This window comes from Sandaracinobacter neustonicus, assembly GCF_006385875.1.
In the GTDB taxonomy this organism is placed as follows: Bacteria; Pseudomonadota; Alphaproteobacteria; order Sphingomonadales; family Sphingomonadaceae; genus Sandaracinobacteroides; species Sandaracinobacteroides neustonicus.
In genome coordinates, this window is the sequence record NZ_VFSU01000030.1 from 168,054 (window position 1) to 184,193 (window position 16,140).

The window sequence follows — 16,140 nt, forward strand, 5'->3', positions numbered from 1 at the left end:
GCGCTGCCCCCTCAAACTCCCCCGGCAGGGGAATGATTCCCCTGCACCCCCGGACGTTTCGTGGTCCCTCCAGTGCGGAGGGTGGGGGCCATCCGCTTGGCGCGAGGTTCGGGGGTTTATTGCCTGCGGCGCTTTGGGGCGTTTCTCACCTACCTCTCCACCCGTCACCCCGGATCAAGTCCGGGGTGACGGGTGTGGTTGGTGGATCAGGCCCGGCGTTGCTCCCCTCTCTCCAGCTCTCTCCCCAGCGGGGAGAGAGAGCCTGTTGCGCCGCAGGCAATCGAATCTGATCACCCACACGGCGCTGGAGTTGAGGCGCGACGTGAACTTCGAGGGTGCAGGGAAATCATTTCCTTGGCACGGGTGCAGGGCAAAGCCCTGCCCGCCGGAGGCAAAAAACCTCCCCGTCGAATCCCTTACAGCTTGAACCCGGGCGGCAGGGGCAAGCCCGCTGTCATCTTCTGCATTTCCGCGTGGGCGGCCTGATCGGCGCGGGCCCGGGTGTCGTTGAGGGCGGCGATGAGAAGGTCTTCCGTCATCTCCTTCGAATCGGCCGTCAGCAGGCTTGGGTCGATGTCGATCGCGATGATGCGGCCTTTGGCGGAGGCTTTCACTTTCACGAGGCCGCCGCCGGAGACGCCTTCGACTTCGATCTTGTCGAGGCCTTCCTGCGCCTGCGCCAGCTGGGCTTGCACATTGTTGGCCATTTGCAGGATATCGTCGAGGCTTTTCATGCGGTTGCACTCCTGAGTTGAGGGAGGGCCGGGGCGCGGGGCGGTTTTGGCTCCGTCAGTTCGGCACCGGGGAATTCGGCGAGAAGGGCTTTCACCATCGGGTCTTCGAGGGCGCGTTCGTGCGCATCGGCTTTTGCCCGTTCCGCGATCATGTAAAGGCTCTCAGCCCCTTCGGCTGCGGCTTCGATACGGACTTCCCAATTCTGGCCAGTCCATTCGACGAGGCACTTCGTCACGTCCGCCGCGAAGCCGGCCGGAAGATCGCCGAGCTGGCCGAGGATCAGCAGGTCGGGTTGAACGGAGATCGACACCCTGTCCCGCAGCATCCGGCACAGTTGCGCTTCGCGATTTTCGAACAGGGCAACGATGGATTCGGCATCCTGCGGCAGCGCCGTTGCAGAGGCGACGGGAGCCGGGGCTGGGGCGGCACGGTCCGCTGCCGGGCGGGATGGCGGGGCGACGGCAGCGCCGGATTCGATCAGTTTCGCGATCCTGTCCGGATCGGGCAGGCCGGCGGCGTGGACGCAGCGCAGGATGGCCATTTCGGCGGCCTGCTGCGGCTGCGGGGCCTGCCCCGTTTCGGCATGGCCCTTCAGCAGCAGCTGCCACAGCCGGTGCATGGCCGGGAAAGACAGTTCGGTGGACCAGCGCTGGATCGCCTGCCGGTCTCCCTCGGGCAGGGCCGGGTCTGTGCTGCCCGCCATTTTGCTGCGCACAATCTGGTGCAGCATATCCAGCAGGCCGGAGATCAGTGCTTGCGGATCGACCCCCGCACCATGCGCCGAATCGACGGCGGCGAGCGCGGCTTGCGGATCGGCCTGAAGGATCGCCCCCAGCAGCGCGGCGATGCGACCGCGATCGGCGAGGCCCAGCATATCCCGCACGGCGGCGGCTTCGACGATGCCCGACCCGGCCTGTGCGATGGCCTGATCGAGGATGGACAGGCCATCGCGCACGCTGCCTTCGGCGGCGCGGGCGATCAGCGCCAGCGCCTCGGGTTCGGCGGCGGCACCTTCGGCCTCCGCAACTTTGCGGAAATGTTCGGCCAGCAGCTCCACCGGCACGCGCTTCAGATCGAAGCGTTGGCAGCGGCTGAGGATGGTGGCGGGCACCTTCTGCACTTCCGTCGTCGCGAAGATGAACTTCACATGCGGCGGCGGTTCCTCCAGCGTTTTCAACAGCGCGTTGAACGCGCCCTTCGACAGCATGTGGACTTCATCGACGATATAGACCTTGTAGCGCGCCGAGACGGAGGCATAGCGCACGGCCTCGATAATCTCCCGGATATTGTCCACGCCGGTGTTGGAGGCGGCATCCATCTCCACCACGTCGATATGCTGGCCCGCCGAAATGGCGACGCAATTGGCGCAGACGCCGCAGGGTTCGATGGTGGGGCCGCCGTTCCCATCCGGGCCGATGCAGTTCAGCGCCTTGGCGATGATGCGCGCCGTGGAGGTTTTGCCCACGCCGCGCACGCCCGTGAGCAGCCATGCCTGCGCCAGCCGGTTGGTGCGAATCGCGTTCGCCAGGGTGGTGACGACGGCATCCTGCCCGATCAGCGCGCCGAAATCGGACGGCCGGTATTTCCGGGCCAGCACACGATAGGGGGCGTCTTCTGGAAACAGGCTCATGGGCAGAGTGAGTGGCGCGTGCGGGCGCGGATATCAAGTGTGTCGGGCGATCCGGTTGCGCTTTCGCTGCAAGATCGCCATATGCGCGGCGGGAGCCGAGGTGGACGTGCCGTTCGCCAACCCGGTCAGGTCCGGAAGGAAGCAGCCGTAACGATTTCCGGCACGGGTCGCTTCGGCTCCCACTTTGGCGCTTTGGTTGGGCGGTTTTCTCGCCTCCGGCGGGGCGGGCTCTGCCCGCCACCCGGCAGGGAAATCATTTCCCTGCACCCTCGAGATTTTCGGCTCAGAACCCACATCCGGAGTGATTCAGGCCCTTGTGAGGGTCGCGTAAAGCGCGTTCAGGATTTTATCGCCTTCGATTGATCCCGCGATCAGGCAAGGATCATCCCATTCGTTTTGGAACGTGAAATGGCAGCAGCCGAAACGATAGCCAGTCGAGGCAGCGTGTCCGCGCTTTTCAGCTTCGCCATAGCCATGGCGGATGGCGGCCATGACGGACGGCATGTCGGAGGGTTCGAATTCCACAGAATGATGTCCGTTCGACATCGAGAGTCATGTGACTGCCATTGATTATGGATGCGGGTCGAGCTTTCGGAGATCAAGGCCGATTTTCCAATGGCGTTGGTTTGCCAGTTGGTATGATTGCCTGCGGCGCAACGCAGTCTCTCTCCCGATTAGAAGGCAGCTTCGTCGGCCAGCACGGCCTTGTCGTCCCACCAGCTGGAGGGGCTACTGATCAGGAAGGTGGATCGCCCGGCGTGCGCAGCAGGGCGCGCAGCACGGTGAGGCCGCCCAGCGAGTGGCCAAGGAACATGTCGCGCTTCGGGTTCACGCTCACCAGCCTGGCGACGGCGGCTTGATCTCGGTCTGCAGTGCCTGAAGGACGGCGTCGCCGCCGCCGGTTTCCGTGCCCGGCGGCAGCGGATAGGCCCCCGGCAATCAGAAAACCCATCGCCCAAAGGTAGCAAAGCTGCTGGGTGACGCCGCATGGCGCACTCCGCTAGTCTCCGCCGCGGGGGACAGGAGATTTGGGAGAGGGCCGATCATGGCAACGCTGGCTGAAGGCGTGCGCGGAACCGCGCGCGCGGTGAATTTCGCGGAGATGCAGGTGCTGGGCGACGCGACGCGTGTGCACGCCCGTGACCGCCCCGGCGCGGTCGCCTTCGAATTCGAAGGCCGTATCACCAGCTTCGCCCAACTGGACGCGCATGTGAATCAGGTCGCCAACGCGCTGATCGCGGCGGGGCTGAAGCCCGGAGACCGCATCGCCTATGTCGGCAAGAACAGCGATCATTATTTCGAGCTGTTCATCGGCGCGACCAAGGCGGGCGTGGTGATGGTGCCGGTGGGCTGGCGGCTGGCCGGGCCGGAAATCGCCTTCATCGTCAACAATGCAGAGGCAAAGCTGCTGTTTGTCGGCCCGGAACTGGTCGATCTGGCGCGGGCGAACATCGGCGAACTGGGCCGGGGCCGCACCCTGATCGCCATGGAGCCGGGCAGCAACTGGCCCACGTTCGAGGCATGGCGCGATGCGCACCCCGCCACCGCGCCGCACTTCAGCCCCGCCCCGTCCGACGTGGCGATCCAGCTCTACACGTCGGGCACCACCGGCCACCCGAAGGGCGCGATGCTCACCCATTCCAACCTGCTGGAAGGGCGGCGTCTGGGCGAGCGTCACCCGATGCCGTGGAACGAATGGGGGCCGGACGACGTCAGCCTCGTCGCCATGCCGGTTGCCCATATCGGCGGCACCGGCTGGGGGCTGATCGGGCTGGTGAACGGCGCGCGCGGTGTCGTCGCGCGGGAGTTCGATCCGCTGAAGGTGCTGGATTATATCGAGAAAGACCGTGTTTCGAAGATGTTCATGGTGCCCGCCGCGCTGCAGATCGTGGTGCGCCAGCCCCGTTCGCGGGAGGTGGATTACAGCCGCCTGAAATATATCCTCTACGGTGCCTCGCCCATCCCGCTGGACCTGCTGCGGGAATGTATCGAGCTGTTCGGCTGCGGCTTCTGCCAGCAATATGGGATGACGGAAACCACCGGCACCATCGTCTATCTGCCGCCGGAGGATCATGATCCGGCGGGCACCCCCCGCATGCGCGCGGCGGGCCTGCCGATGCCCGGGGTGGAGATCAGGGTGGTCGATACCGAGGGCCGCGAACTGCCGCGCGGCGAAGTCGGTGAAGTCAGCACCCGTAGCTATGCCAACATGACGGGCTACTGGCGGCTGGACGACGCCACCGCCGCCACCATCGCCGCGGACGGCTGGCTGCGCACGGGCGACGCGGGCTATATGGATGAAGACGGCTACCTCTACATCCACGACCGGGTGAAAGACATGATCATCTCCGGCGGGGAGAATGTGTATCCGGCGGAAGTGGAAAGCGCCGTTTATGGCCACCCCGCCGTCGCCGAAGTGGCGGTGATCGGCGTGCCCGACGAGAAATGGGGCGAAGCGGTGAAGGCCGTGGTGGTGCCAAAGCCGGGTGCCAGCATCGACGCGGAGGATATCATCGCCTTCGCCCGCAGCCGCATCGCCGCCTTCAAGGCCCCCAAATCGGTGGACGTGATCGCCGCGCTGCCGCGCAACGCCTCTGGCAAGATCCTCCGCCGCGAATTGCGCGCGCCCTATTGGGCGGACCGCGCGCGGCAAGTGAACTAGGGGCGACGCGATGGACTATGGCCTTTCCCCCACCTATCTCGCCTTCCAGTCAGAGGTGCGCGCCTTCCTGAAGCAGCGGCTCACCCCGGAACTGCGCGAGGCCGGCGCGCGCATGACCTCTGTTTTCATCGACAAGCAATGGTCGATCGCATGGCAGAAGATCCTGCACGAAAAGGGCTGGGTCGCCCCGGATTGGCCGGTGGAGCATGGCGGCCCCGGCTGGAGCGACACGCAGCGCGCCATCTTCGCGGCAGAATGCGCAGCCGCCTCCGCCCCCTCGCTCGCGCCGCAGGGGCTGAAAATGGTCGGCCCGGTGCTGATGCGTTACGGCACGCCCGAACAGAAGGCGCATTATCTGCCCCGTCTGCTGTCGGGTGAGGATTTCTGGTGCCAGGGCTATTCCGAACCCGGCGCTGGCTCTGATCTCGCCTCGCTGCGCATGGCCGCCGTGCCAGACGGCAGTGATTATGTGCTGAACGGCTCCAAAATCTGGACCACCCACGCCCATTTCGCCAACCGCATCTTCTGCCTCGTGCGCACCAGCACGCAGGGCAAGCCGCAGGAGGGCATCACCTTCCTGCTGATCGACATGGCGACGCCGGGCATCACCGTCCGCCCCATTCTCTCGCTGTCGGGCGATCATGATCTGAACGAAGTGTTCTTCGACGATGTCCGCGTGCCGCAAGCCAACCGCGTCGGTGCGGAGAATGAGGGCTGGACGGTCGCCAAATATCTGCTGGAGTTCGAACGCGGCGGCTCCATGTCGCCGGGGCTGAAGGCCACGCTGGCCCGTGCGCGCGAACAGGCCGCAGCGGAAGGGCTGCTGGCAGACCCGGCCTTCCGCCGCCGCCTGCTGGAAGCAGAAGCCAATCTCTCCGCCATAGAAGCCACCGAACAACGCATCCTCTCCGCCCTCACCGGCGGCAAGAACCCCGGCCCGCTCTCCTCGCTGCTGAAGATTCAGGCCACCGAAGCGATGCAGAAAATCGACGAACTCGGCATCGAAGCCGCCGGCCCTTACGGCACAGTGGAACAAACCGCCGCCCGCCAGCCGCTGAGCCAGCTGCCCTATGTCGGCCCGGAACACAGCCTCACCGCCATGCCCCGCTATTTCAACAACCGAGCCGCCAGCATCTACGGCGGCTCCAACGAAATCCAGCGCAACCTGATCGCGAAAATGGTGCTGGGGTTGTAGGCGGGCGGCAGCTGCGTTGAGCGCGGAGGCCACCGGCGGCCAAGGGCTTTGCCTTTGGAACCGGACCTTCGGCTTTTTTGTCACCGGCGGCCGGGCTCTGCCCGGACCCGGCAGGGAAATGATTTCCCTGCACCCTCAACATTTGCGTTGCGGCCCACCTGCCACGTCGTGCGAGTGATCCGCTTTGATTGCCTGCGGCGCTACGAAGCTCTCTCCCCCTGCAAGGGGGAGAGTAGGAGAGAGGGTGTCACCGGTTGGCCTGATCCGCTGACATCACAACACGCGAAACAGAAGCGCCGCAGGCCATAACCCCCAACCTCGTGCCAAGCGGATGGCCCCCACCCCAACCCCTCCCCTAAAGGAGGAGGGGCTCAGAAAACGTCGGGGGTGCAGGGGCGTCACGCCCCTGCCGGGGTCCCCATGAACTTGTTCATGGGGTGGGGACGGGGGAGTTTGAGGGGCAGCGCCCCCTCAACAGCAGCGCCCAACACCGCCCTGCGTTGACGCGGCCCGCCTGATCGGCAAACAGCGTGCGCCGCCGCCAAAAAGGATGCCCCGATGCCTGTTCTTGCCGATCCCGCCACCGAAGCCCGTTCGATTCTCGCCGGGCTGGGCCTGTCCCTCCCCGCGTCGGGGCTGGAGGCGCGGACGCCGGTGGATGGGGCGTTGATCGGCCATGTCACCCCCGCCACCCCGGCCGAGGCGGAGGCGGCGATTGCCCGCGCGGCGGCGGCGTTCCGGCTGTGGCGCAGCGTGCCCGGCCCGAAGCGGGGCGAACTGGTGCGGCTCTATGGCGAGGAATTGCGGCGGGAGAAGGATCCGCTGGGGCGGCTCGTCACGCTGGAAGCGGGCAAGACGCTGTCCGAAGGGCTGGGCGAAGTGCAGGAGATGATCGACATCTGCGACTTCGCCGCCGGGCTGTCGCGCCAGCTTTATGGCCTGACGATGACGACGGAGCGCCCCGGCCACCGGCTGATGGAAACATGGCATCCGCTGGGGCCGGTGGGGGTGATTTCCGCCTTCAACTTCCCGGTGGCGGTGTGGTGCTGGAACCTCTCTCTGGCGCTGGTGTGCGGCGATCCGGTGCTGTGGAAGCCGTCGGAAAAAACCCCGCTGACAGCGCTGGCGGTGCATGCCGTGTTCGAGCGCGCACTGGCCCGCTTCGCCGCCGAACAGGGCGAATTCGCGGTGCCCGATATCAGCCAGCTGCTGATCGGCGGGCCGGAGATCGGCAATCTTCTGGTGGAAGACAGGCGCGTCGCGCTGGTCTCCGCCACCGGCTCCACCCGGATGGGGCGCATCGTCGCGCCGAAGCTGGCTGCGCGTTTCGCCCGATCCTTGCTGGAACTGGGCGGCAACAATGCGCTGATCGTCACCCCGTCCGCCGATCTCGATCTGGCGCTGAAGGCAATCGCCTTTGCCGCCATGGGCACGGCCGGGCAGCGCTGCACCTCGCTGCGCCGCCTGCTGGTGCATGAAAGCCTGAAGGATGAGGTGGTCGCGCGGCTGAAGCCGATCTGGGCCAGCGCCAGCGTGGGCGATCCGCGCGATCCCGGCACGCTGGTGGGGCCACTGATCGACGCCGCCGCGGGCGAGGGGATGGCCAACGCGCTGGAGGCCGCGCGTGCGGCGGGCGGCATCGTCCATGGCGGGGAGGCGGTGGACAGCGCCGGAATCTATCGCCGCCCGGCGCTGGTGGAGATGCCCGCGCATGGCGGGCCGATGCTGTATGAAACCTTCGCGCCCGTGCTCTATGTGGTCGGCTATTCCACGCTGGAAGAAGCGATCGAGCTGAACAACAGCGTCGGCGCGGGGCTGTCCTCGGCGATCTTCACCACCGATCTGCGCGAATCCGAACGCTTTGTGTCGGCCGCCGGTTCGGATTGCGGCATCGTCAATGTGAACATCGGCACCTCCGGTGCGGAGATCGGCGGTGCGTTCGGCGGCGAGAAGGAAACCGGCGGCGGTCGCGAGGCCGGGTCCGACAGCTGGCGCGCCTATATGCGCCGCGCCACCAACACCATCAATTACTCCAACGAGATCCCGCTGGCGCAGGGCGTGCGCTTCGATATCGGCGCGGGTTGAGAGGCATGGAGTCTGACAAGGCCCGCCGCACACGCGCGCTGTGGGCGAGTTTCGTGGGCACGGGGATCGAATTCTACGATTTCTATATCTACGCAACCGCCGCCAGCCTTGTGTTCGGGCAGGTCTTTTTCCCGCCGGGCAATCCGGGGGTGCAGCAGATGGCGGCCTTCGCCACGCTGGCGGTCGCCTTCTTCGCGCGGCCGGTGGGCGCGGCGGTGTTCGGCCATTACGGGGACAGGATCGGCCGCAAGGCAACGCTGGTCGCCTCTTTGCTAACGATGGGCTTGTCCACCACGCTGGTCGCCTTCCTGCCCAGCTATGCGATGGCCGGCTGGTTCGCGCCGTTCGCGCTGTGCGTGCTGCGCTTCGGGCAGGGCTTCGGCCTTGGCGGCGAATGGGGCGGCGCGGCACTGCTGGCGGTGGAAAACGCCCCGCCGGGCTGGCGCGCGCGCTTCGGCTCCGCGCCGCAGATGGGCGCACCGGCGGGGTTCATCGCCGCCAACGGCCTGTTCCTGCTGCTGGGCCTGTGGCTGACGCCGGAGGAGTTCGCGGCCTGGGGCTGGCGCATTCCCTTCCTGCTGTCGGCCGGGCTGGTCGCGGTTGGGCTGTGGATCCGGTTGAAGCTGGGGGAAACGCCGGAGTTCAAGGCCGCGCTGGAGGAAGCACCACCGCCCAAAGTGCCGCTGGGCGAAGTGATGTCCCGCCACCGTGCCGCGCTGATCACCGGCACGCTGGGCGCGGTGTGTTGCTTTGCCACTTACTATATCGCCACGGCGTTCCTGCTGGGCTGGGGCACCAAGTCTCTGGGCTATTCCATGCAGGCGTTTCTGGGGATTCAACTGGTCGCCATCCTGTTCATGGCGGCGGGCATTTATTTGTCGGCATGGCTGGCCGATGTGCGGCTGGACCCGCGCCGGGTGCTTGCCGGGGGCTGCGTCGGCGTGGCGGCGCTGGGGCTGGTGATGGCACCGATGATGGGCGCGGGGCTGTGGGGAATCGCCGCCTATGTGTCGCTGCTGCTGTTCGCGATGGGCTTTGTCTATGGCCCGCTCGGCGCATGGCTGCCGGGGCTGTTTCCGCCGCGCGTGCGCTACACCGGGGCTTCGATGACGTTCAACATCGCGGGCGTGATCGGCGGCGGCCTTACCCCGCTGATCGCGCAGGCGCTGGCCATGCGCGGCGGGCTGCAGCCGGTGGGCTGGTATCTGGCGACGGCAGGCGCGCTCAGCTTCGTGGCGCTGCTGAACGCCGGGTTCCGCAAGACGCGTTAGAAGCCATTTCCCGGGGCGGGTGGCTCCAGTTCGTCGATGGCTTCGAACAGGCGGGTCAGTGCTTCGCGTTCCCCGGCGTTGATTTCCGGCCGCCAGATTTCGAACAGCAGGATCACCCGCGTCTCCTTGCCGCGATTCCAGGCTTCATGTTCGAAACTGTCGTCGAAGATCAGCGCCTTGCCCTGTTCCCACTGGCGGGTTTCCGGGCCGACGCGCAGAGCGCAATCCGGGTTCGTCACCAGCGGGATGTGCACGATCAGCCGCGTGTTCAGCATTCCCGTGTGCGGCTGGATATGCGTGCCCGGCTTCAGCAGGCTCCACAGCGCCATCGGGGATCGCCCCCGGATCACCGGTATCGGCGCCTTGGCCAGCGCGGCCATGGTGGCGGGGGCGGCAGCGGCATGGGCATCCACCACCTCTCCATTGTTCCAGAAATAATGCGCGCCCCAGCTGGGGTCGTCCTTCAGCGGGTTGTTCGGGCTGGGGCGATCCGTGCGGGTCTCCACATAGGGGCGGAAATCGCTGCCATCGGACAGCCGCGCCTTCAGCTCCGCCCACATCAGCGGAGTCGCGGCCTCCACTTCGGCCAGCCAGTCGAACTCCTCGCGCTCGTAAAAGGCGCGCTGCGGCAGGCCGGGGAAATAGAACATGCTGGGCTGTTGCAGGAACAGCTGCGTTTTGCCCGTCAGCAGGTCGATCGCGTGCGACAGGCGGGGAAGCGCGGCGGTGCTGCCCATCTTGTCGCGCAGATGCGCTTCGAAGCGGGCGGAGGATTGCGCCAGCCATTGCTGCGCCCGTTGCAGGAAGGGCGTGAGTTCCGGCGGCTGCTGGGTCGTCATCGCCTGATTCAGCGCCGCGCGGAAATAGCTGGTGGCGGCGCGGTCATCGCCCGCCCGGCTTTTCACATCGCCCATCGCCAGCAGTGCGCCGACATGGCGCGGGTTTTCCGCCAGCGCCCGGTTCAGCGCGGCATCCTCGCCCGCGATATCGCCGGACAGTTGCGCCACCTGCGCTGCCAGCAGCGCGGGTGCCTCGGGCCAGTCCGCCAATATGGCGCGCGCGGAGGCGAAGTCCCGCCGCTGCATCGCGGCGCGAATCTGCGTCAGGCGCGGATCCTGCGCCATTCCGGGCTGCGTGCTCAGAGCTGCCCCTCTGGCACGTTGAAGGTGTCGCACTTGTTGGGGTCGCCCGATTCGAAGCCCTTCGTCAGCCAGCGGATGCGTTGCTCCGCGCTGCCGTGGGTGAAGCTGTCGGGCACCACCCGGCCTTGCGCCTGCCGTTGCAGCGTATCGTCGCCTATGGCCTGCGCGGCGCGCACGCCTTCGGCGAAATCACCGGAATCCAGCAGGTTGCGGTTTTGCGCCGCCCACACCCCGGCATAGCAATCCGCCTGCAATTCCAGCCGCACGGACAGCGCATTGGCCTGCCCCCGGCTGGCGCGCTGCTGCGCCTTCGTCACCTGTTGCGACACGCCGGTGATCGTCTGGATATGGTGGCCGACCTCGTGCGCGATCACATAGGCGGCGGCGAAATCGCCCGGCGCGCCGAACTGCCGTGCCAGCTGATCGAAGAAGCTGGTGTCCAGATAGACCTTCTGATCTGCCGGGCAGTAAAAGGGCCCGGCAGCGGCGGACGCGCCGCCGCAGGCAGAGCGGATGCTGCCATCGAACAGCACCAGCTTGGGGGCCGGGTAACGCTGGCCTTCGGCGGCGAAAATCTTGCCCCATGTGTCTTCGGTGGAGCCGAGCACCTTGGCGACGAAACGGTCCGTTTCCGTCTGCAACTGGGAGGTGCTGCCCTTGCCGGGCGCTCCGGCGGATTCGGTGATTTGCGGCGCGCCTGTCGGCACGCTGCTGCCGGAACCGCCCATGTTGCTCAGCAGGAACACCGCGCCCAGCGCCACGACGATGCCGATAATGCCGAATTTGGAGCCGATCAGCGGGATGAACAGCCCCAAGAGGCCGCCCAGCCCGCCCATGCCGCCCGCGCCTTGCCCCGCGCGACCAAAGCCGATTCCGCCTTCGTCGCGCCGGTTCTCGATGTTGCTGCTTTCGCGCTGGTCGTCGAGCCGCATGTCTGTCCCCTCTGTTCGATGTCCGCACGATAGGGGAAGCGCGCGCCGGATGCGAGCAAAAGGGCGATGGTTGCCTGCAATCACGTCGCAATGGGGTTGTGTAGGGGCGCACAGATGCGCGAGAGGGCAAGTGTTACAGCAATGACATGGAGTGACAAGGATGCGAAAGCTGGCGGTGGCCGCTCTGGCCGGGATTGCGGGGGCCTGCGCCCAGGCCCAGCCCGCCGAACAGGCGAAGGCCGCGCCGCCCGTGGTCGCCTTCGAAGTGGCGGCCGAGCCGGGCGTGGCGCAAGCCGTGTGGGCCACGGGGTTGAGCCACCCATGGGGCATTGCATGGCTGCCGGATGGCCGGGCGCTGGTGACGGAGCGCGGCGGCGCGCTGAGGATCGTTGGTAAGGATGGCAAGGTCGGCGCGCCCGTGCAGGGCGTGCCAGCGGTCGCGGCGGTGGGGCAGGGCGGGCTGCTGGATGTCGCCGTGCACCCGGATTTCGCGCGCAATTCCTATGTCTATCTCACCCATTCGGTGGGCGATCCGAAAGCGAATCAAACTGCGCTTTCGCGCGGCCGCCTGAAGGGCAATGCGCTGGAGGATGTGACGGAACTGTTCCGCAATCCGCAGGCGAAAACCGGCGGCGCGCATTTCGGCTCGCGGCTGCTGTGGCTGCCGGATGGTTCGCTGCTGATGAGCGTGGGCGACGGCGGCAACACCAACATCCAGCTGGACGGCCAGCCGATCCGCATCAATGCGCAGAATCCGAAAGCCTATTTCGGCAAGGTGCTGCGGCTGACGGCCGATGGCCAACCCGCCCCCGGCAACCCCGGGGCGGATGCCGCGAAGGGGTGGGATGCGCGCGTGTGGACGATGGGCCATCGCAATGTGCAGGGGCTGGCGCTGGATGCGAAAACCGGTGCGGTCTGGGCGACGGAACATGGCGCGCGCGGCGGTGACGAGCTGAACCGGCTGACGCCCGGCGGCAATTTCGGCTGGCCGCTGGTGACCTATTCCATGGAATATTCCGGCCAGCCGATCACCGAAGACCGCTCCCGGCCGGGCTTCCAGGATCCGGTTTCGGTGTGGATTCCCTCCATCGCGGCTTCCGGGCTGGCGGTCTATCGCGGCTCGCGGCTGAAATCGCTGGATGGCGCGCTGCTGGCGGGCGGGCTGATGAGCCAGGACGTGCGGGTGATCCGCACCGGCGCAGACGGCCGCCCCGCCGGCGAAACGCGTATCCAGATCGGCGCGCGCGTGCGCGACGTGGCCGTGGGGCCGGATGGCCTGATCTATGTGCTGACGGATGAGGATGAAGGACGGATCATCCGGCTGTCGCCAGCACGCTGAACCGGCGGATGGGATTTGTAGGAAGTTTTTCCCACTTTACGTGTAGGAGATAATTTGCCCTAACCTTCCTATGGATCCCGTTCGCAACCCCTTCGCGCCCGGTGCGGGCACCCGGCCGCCCGAACTCGCCGGGCGCGATGAATTACTGGAACGCGCGGCCGTCGCGCTGGACCGGATCGCGCTGGGTCGCCCGGCGCGCAGCTTCATCCTCTATGGCCTGCGCGGCACCGGAAAGACGGTGCTGCTGGGCGAAATCCGCCGCGATGCAGAGGCGCGCGGGTTGCAGGCCATGCGGGTGGAGGCACCCGAAGGCCGCTCGCTTCCGGCCATGCTGGCCGCCCCGCTGCGCGCGCTGCTGCTGAAGCTGGACAGGATGGAATCCACCAAACAGGGCGCGCAAAAGGCGCTGCGGGCGCTGGCCAGCTTCGCCAAGCTGAAGGTGGCGTATCATGACATCGAAGTGACCATCGACGCAGAGCCGGAAAAAGGCGTCGCCGATTCCGGCGACCTTGAAGTGGACCTGACGGAGCTGCTGCTGGCGCTGGGCGAAGCCGCGAAAGAGCGGGGAACCGCCGCCATATTGGCCATCGACGAGATTCAATATGTGAAGGAAGCCGAAATGGCGGCGCTGATCTCGGCGCTGCACGCGGTGGCGCAGGCGCAGCTGCCCGTCGCCATGGTCGCGGCCGGGCTGCCGCAGCTGCTGGGGCAGATGGGCCGGGCGAAAAGCTATGCGGAGCGCCTGTTCGAATATGTGGAGGTGGCCGCCCTCGTGCCGGGCGAGGCGCGCAACGCCATCCTGATCCCCATCGAGCGGGAGGAGGAGTCGATCGAACCGGCCGCCGTGGAGGCCATCGTCGCCGCGACGGAGGGCTACCCCTATTTCCTGCAGGAATGGGGCAAACATGCGTGGGATCTCGCCTTCGCCTCGCCCATCAGCCTGCAGGATGTGGAAAACGCCAGCATCACCGCGCTGGCCGAGCTGGACGCCAGCTTCTTCCGCGTCCGCTTCGATCGGCTGACGCCTTCGGAAAAGCGTTACATGCGCGCCATGGCGGAACTGGGGCCGGGGCCGCACCGATCCGGCGACATCGCGGAGATGCTGGGCAAGCTGGTCACGCAGCTGGCCCCCACCCGCAACAGCCTGATCCGCAAGGGGATGCTCTATTCCCCCGCCCATGGCGACACCGCCTTCACCGTGCCGATGTTCGATCAGTTCATGAAGCGGATCATGCCCGAACTGGGGTGAGCGCTGCCGGGTTCGCTGATGGACTCGCGACTGTCATCAAACAGTCGTAAGTCCGTCTCCATGCTGGATGCACGCAAAAGTTTCCGCGCCGATGACCCGCTGCGCGCGCTGGGATTGCAACCGCGCCCGCAAGCCATGGACGACAGCCGCCGCGAAGCCATCGCCGCCCGCCTCCTGGCGGGCGACACTCCGGACGCCATCCTGCAAGACATGGCGCGTGAAGGCCTGCCGCTGCCGCTGATCACCGCCGAAATCGAAGCGGCGCGCGCGCATCCCTATCTGAAGGCCGCCGCCCTGCTGCAGGCCCGGCTCGCCAAGCGCGACTGGCTGCTGGAAGCCCGCGCCAAGCTGGAGCGCATGGGCGCAGCGGAGATCACCCGCCGGGACAGGCTGCCGCCCGAAACCTTCTTCGCCGAACATTATGCCACCCTCACCCCGGTCGTGCTCACCGGCCTCACCGATCAGTGGCCGGGGCGGCAATGGACGCTGGACAGCCTTGCCGCGAAGGTCGGCAATCCCGAAATCGAAGTGCAGACGGGCCGCGAGGCGGACGCGGATTTCGAACTGAACTCGATTGCGCACAAGCAGCGGATGCGCTGGCACGACATCCTCGCCCGGCTGGCAGACGACCCGGAGACCAATGATTTCTACGTCACCGCCAACAACAGCGGTCTGAACCGCAAGGCGCTGGACCCGCTGTGGCGCGACGTGGGGGATCTGCCCGGCTATCTCGGCAAAAGCCATCTGGGCGACGGCTTCTTCTGGATGGGGCCGAAAGGCACGGTGACGCCATGGCACCATGATCTCACGCAGAATCTGCTGGTGAACATGGTGGGGGTGAAGCGGGTGGCGATGGTGTCGCCCGCCGAAACCCACCGCATGCGCAACCACAAACATTGCTTCAGCCGTTTCGGCACGGACGCCACGCTGGCCGCCGTGCCAGAGGCCGAACGCCCGCGCGTTCAGACGGTGGAAATCGGCCCCGGCGAAATCCTGTTCATCCCGGTCGGCTGGTGGCACCATGTCACCGGCCTGTCGCTCAGCATCGGCATGAGCTTCACCAACTTCGTCTGGGACAATGAGTTCACCAGCTTCTACCGCAGCGAAGGCGAACTCTAGCCTTTGCGCTCCGCATAACGGGTGGCCGTCAGCCGCTCGGAGACGGCGCAGCTTTTGCTGTCCGCAAAGCCCAGCGCCCGCAGTTCGGTGCGCAGCTCGCTTTCCCGCACGGTCGCATAATGGCCCTTGCCGGTCACGATCCAGATCGGGCGGCCTCTGGCGCGCGCGCAGGCGGGGGCAAGATCGGCCACGCTTGCCACCAGCGCGATCAGCAGCGCCGCCTCCGTATCCGGGGCAGAGGCTCCGTCCAATGCCGCCAGCAAAGCCGGATCGTCGGTGTCGCCGATCAGGCAGCCGGGCTTGTCGGCGCTGATCCCCAGCTTTTGCGCCAGCGAGGGCGGCGGCTTGCGAAGTGCGGCATCCCATCGCGCCGCCTCTGCCAGTTCGATCTCCAGCGGTTCGCCGGATATGGTCAGCAACAGCCGCCCATCCTGAAGCCGGGGCAGGCCCACCTCCGCGCGCGGAATGCGCAGCTTCAGCCCGCCGGAAAGCTCGAAGGCCATGGAATCCAGATGCAGCCGCACGGGATGCCGCCCGCCGCGCCAGACCGCAATTGCGTTGCTGTCCTGCCCCATGCCCACAGCCTGCGCCCGCCCCGGGCAGGCGTCAAGGCAAGCAAAAAGGCCCCTCGCCACAGGGGCAAGGGGCCTTTCGCCTCGGGTTGGAAGACGGTGCGACCATCCAAGCAGGCTACCCGTTCGGGCTTGCCCACCGTCTGGAACTCGCCAGCCCGTGAAGGCCGGAATGCCTGCTTATCCAGCACAATCCATGCCAGCTTTGC

Annotated in this window: 13 protein-coding genes and 1 other RNA gene; 8 read left to right on the forward strand and 6 right to left on the reverse strand. The window is 66.7% G+C overall.

The genetic code is table 11. From position 1 onward, the window contains the following. Window positions 1-416 precede the first annotated feature (416 nt). Complete coding sequence (locus FJQ54_RS13835) at window positions 417-734, reverse strand: YbaB/EbfC family nucleoid-associated protein (RefSeq protein WP_140929001.1); 318 nt, start codon at window positions 732-734, stop codon at window positions 417-419. Further along, a complete protein-coding gene (locus FJQ54_RS13840) occupies window positions 731-2,365 on the reverse strand; it encodes a DNA polymerase III subunit gamma/tau (RefSeq protein ID WP_140929002.1) in 1,635 nt (544 codons plus the stop codon). Before FJQ54_RS13840 ends, FJQ54_RS13835 begins: the two co-directional genes overlap by 4 nt. A gap of 89 nt (window positions 2,366-2,454) precedes the next feature. On the opposite strand from FJQ54_RS13840, the gene ffs reads away from it, so the two are divergent. Then, window positions 2,455-2,550: signal recognition particle sRNA small type (ffs, locus tag FJQ54_RS13845), an RNA gene on the forward strand. A 121-nt stretch (window positions 2,551-2,671) separates the two neighbouring features. Here the strand turns inward: ffs and FJQ54_RS13850 are convergent. Next, the gene (locus FJQ54_RS13850; protein WP_140929003.1) at window positions 2,672-2,890 is read right to left on the reverse strand and encodes a hypothetical protein; all 219 of its coding nucleotides are present in this window, start codon (window positions 2,888-2,890) and stop codon (window positions 2,672-2,674) included. Window positions 2,891-3,410: 520 nt separating this feature from the next. On the opposite strand from FJQ54_RS13850, the gene FJQ54_RS13855 reads away from it, so the two are divergent. From FJQ54_RS13855 to FJQ54_RS13870, 4 genes are all read left to right on the forward strand, one after another. Next, the gene (locus FJQ54_RS13855) at window positions 3,411-5,027 is read left to right on the forward strand and encodes a fatty acid--CoA ligase (RefSeq protein WP_140929004.1); all 1,617 of its coding nucleotides are present in this window, start codon (window positions 3,411-3,413) and stop codon (window positions 5,025-5,027) included. A 10-nt stretch (window positions 5,028-5,037) separates the two neighbouring features. Continuing rightward, window positions 5,038-6,222: an acyl-CoA dehydrogenase family protein gene (locus FJQ54_RS13860; RefSeq protein ID WP_140929005.1), complete on the forward strand. Its 1,185-nt coding sequence runs from the start codon at window positions 5,038-5,040 to the stop codon at window positions 6,220-6,222. A 558-nt stretch (window positions 6,223-6,780) separates the two neighbouring features. Then, on the forward strand, window positions 6,781-8,307 hold the full coding sequence (amaB, locus tag FJQ54_RS13865) for an L-piperidine-6-carboxylate dehydrogenase (protein WP_140929006.1): 1,527 nt from the start codon (window positions 6,781-6,783) through the stop codon (window positions 8,305-8,307). 5 nt (window positions 8,308-8,312) lie between these two features. Next, window positions 8,313-9,578, forward strand: coding sequence for an MFS transporter (locus FJQ54_RS13870; RefSeq protein ID WP_140929007.1), 1,266 nt, complete (start codon window positions 8,313-8,315; stop codon window positions 9,576-9,578). Here FJQ54_RS13870 and FJQ54_RS13875 read toward each other — a convergent pair. Together FJQ54_RS13875 and ypfJ are read right to left on the reverse strand one after the other, a co-directional pair. Then, the gene (locus FJQ54_RS13875; protein ID WP_140929008.1) at window positions 9,575-10,702 is read right to left on the reverse strand and encodes an aspartyl/asparaginyl beta-hydroxylase domain-containing protein; all 1,128 of its coding nucleotides are present in this window, start codon (window positions 10,700-10,702) and stop codon (window positions 9,575-9,577) included. The two genes, FJQ54_RS13870 and FJQ54_RS13875, sit on opposite strands and share 4 nt — an antisense overlap. A gap of 14 nt (window positions 10,703-10,716) precedes the next feature. After that, a complete protein-coding gene (ypfJ, locus tag FJQ54_RS13880; protein ID WP_140929009.1) occupies window positions 10,717-11,652 on the reverse strand; it encodes a KPN_02809 family neutral zinc metallopeptidase in 936 nt (311 codons plus the stop codon). A 160-nt stretch (window positions 11,653-11,812) separates the two neighbouring features. Between ypfJ and FJQ54_RS13885 the strand changes: the two genes are divergently transcribed. The 3 genes from FJQ54_RS13885 (at window position 11,813) to FJQ54_RS13895 (ending at window position 15,359) form a co-directional block, all read left to right on the forward strand. After that, window positions 11,813-12,991, forward strand: a complete 1,179-nt coding sequence (locus FJQ54_RS13885) for a PQQ-dependent sugar dehydrogenase (RefSeq protein ID WP_140929010.1) — start codon at window positions 11,813-11,815, stop codon at window positions 12,989-12,991. A gap of 70 nt (window positions 12,992-13,061) precedes the next feature. Continuing rightward, the gene (locus FJQ54_RS13890; RefSeq protein ID WP_140929011.1) at window positions 13,062-14,240 is read left to right on the forward strand and encodes an ATP-binding protein; all 1,179 of its coding nucleotides are present in this window, start codon (window positions 13,062-13,064) and stop codon (window positions 14,238-14,240) included. 60 nt (window positions 14,241-14,300) lie between these two features. Continuing rightward, entirely contained in the window at window positions 14,301-15,359 is a 1,059-nt protein-coding gene (locus FJQ54_RS13895) for a cupin-like domain-containing protein (protein ID WP_181160174.1), read from the forward strand. Here the strand turns inward: FJQ54_RS13895 and FJQ54_RS13900 are convergent. Beyond that, window positions 15,356-15,934, reverse strand: a complete 579-nt coding sequence (locus tag FJQ54_RS13900; RefSeq protein WP_140929013.1) for a hypothetical protein — start codon at window positions 15,932-15,934, stop codon at window positions 15,356-15,358. The genes FJQ54_RS13895 and FJQ54_RS13900 overlap by 4 nt on opposite strands. Window positions 15,935-16,140 lie beyond the last annotated feature (206 nt).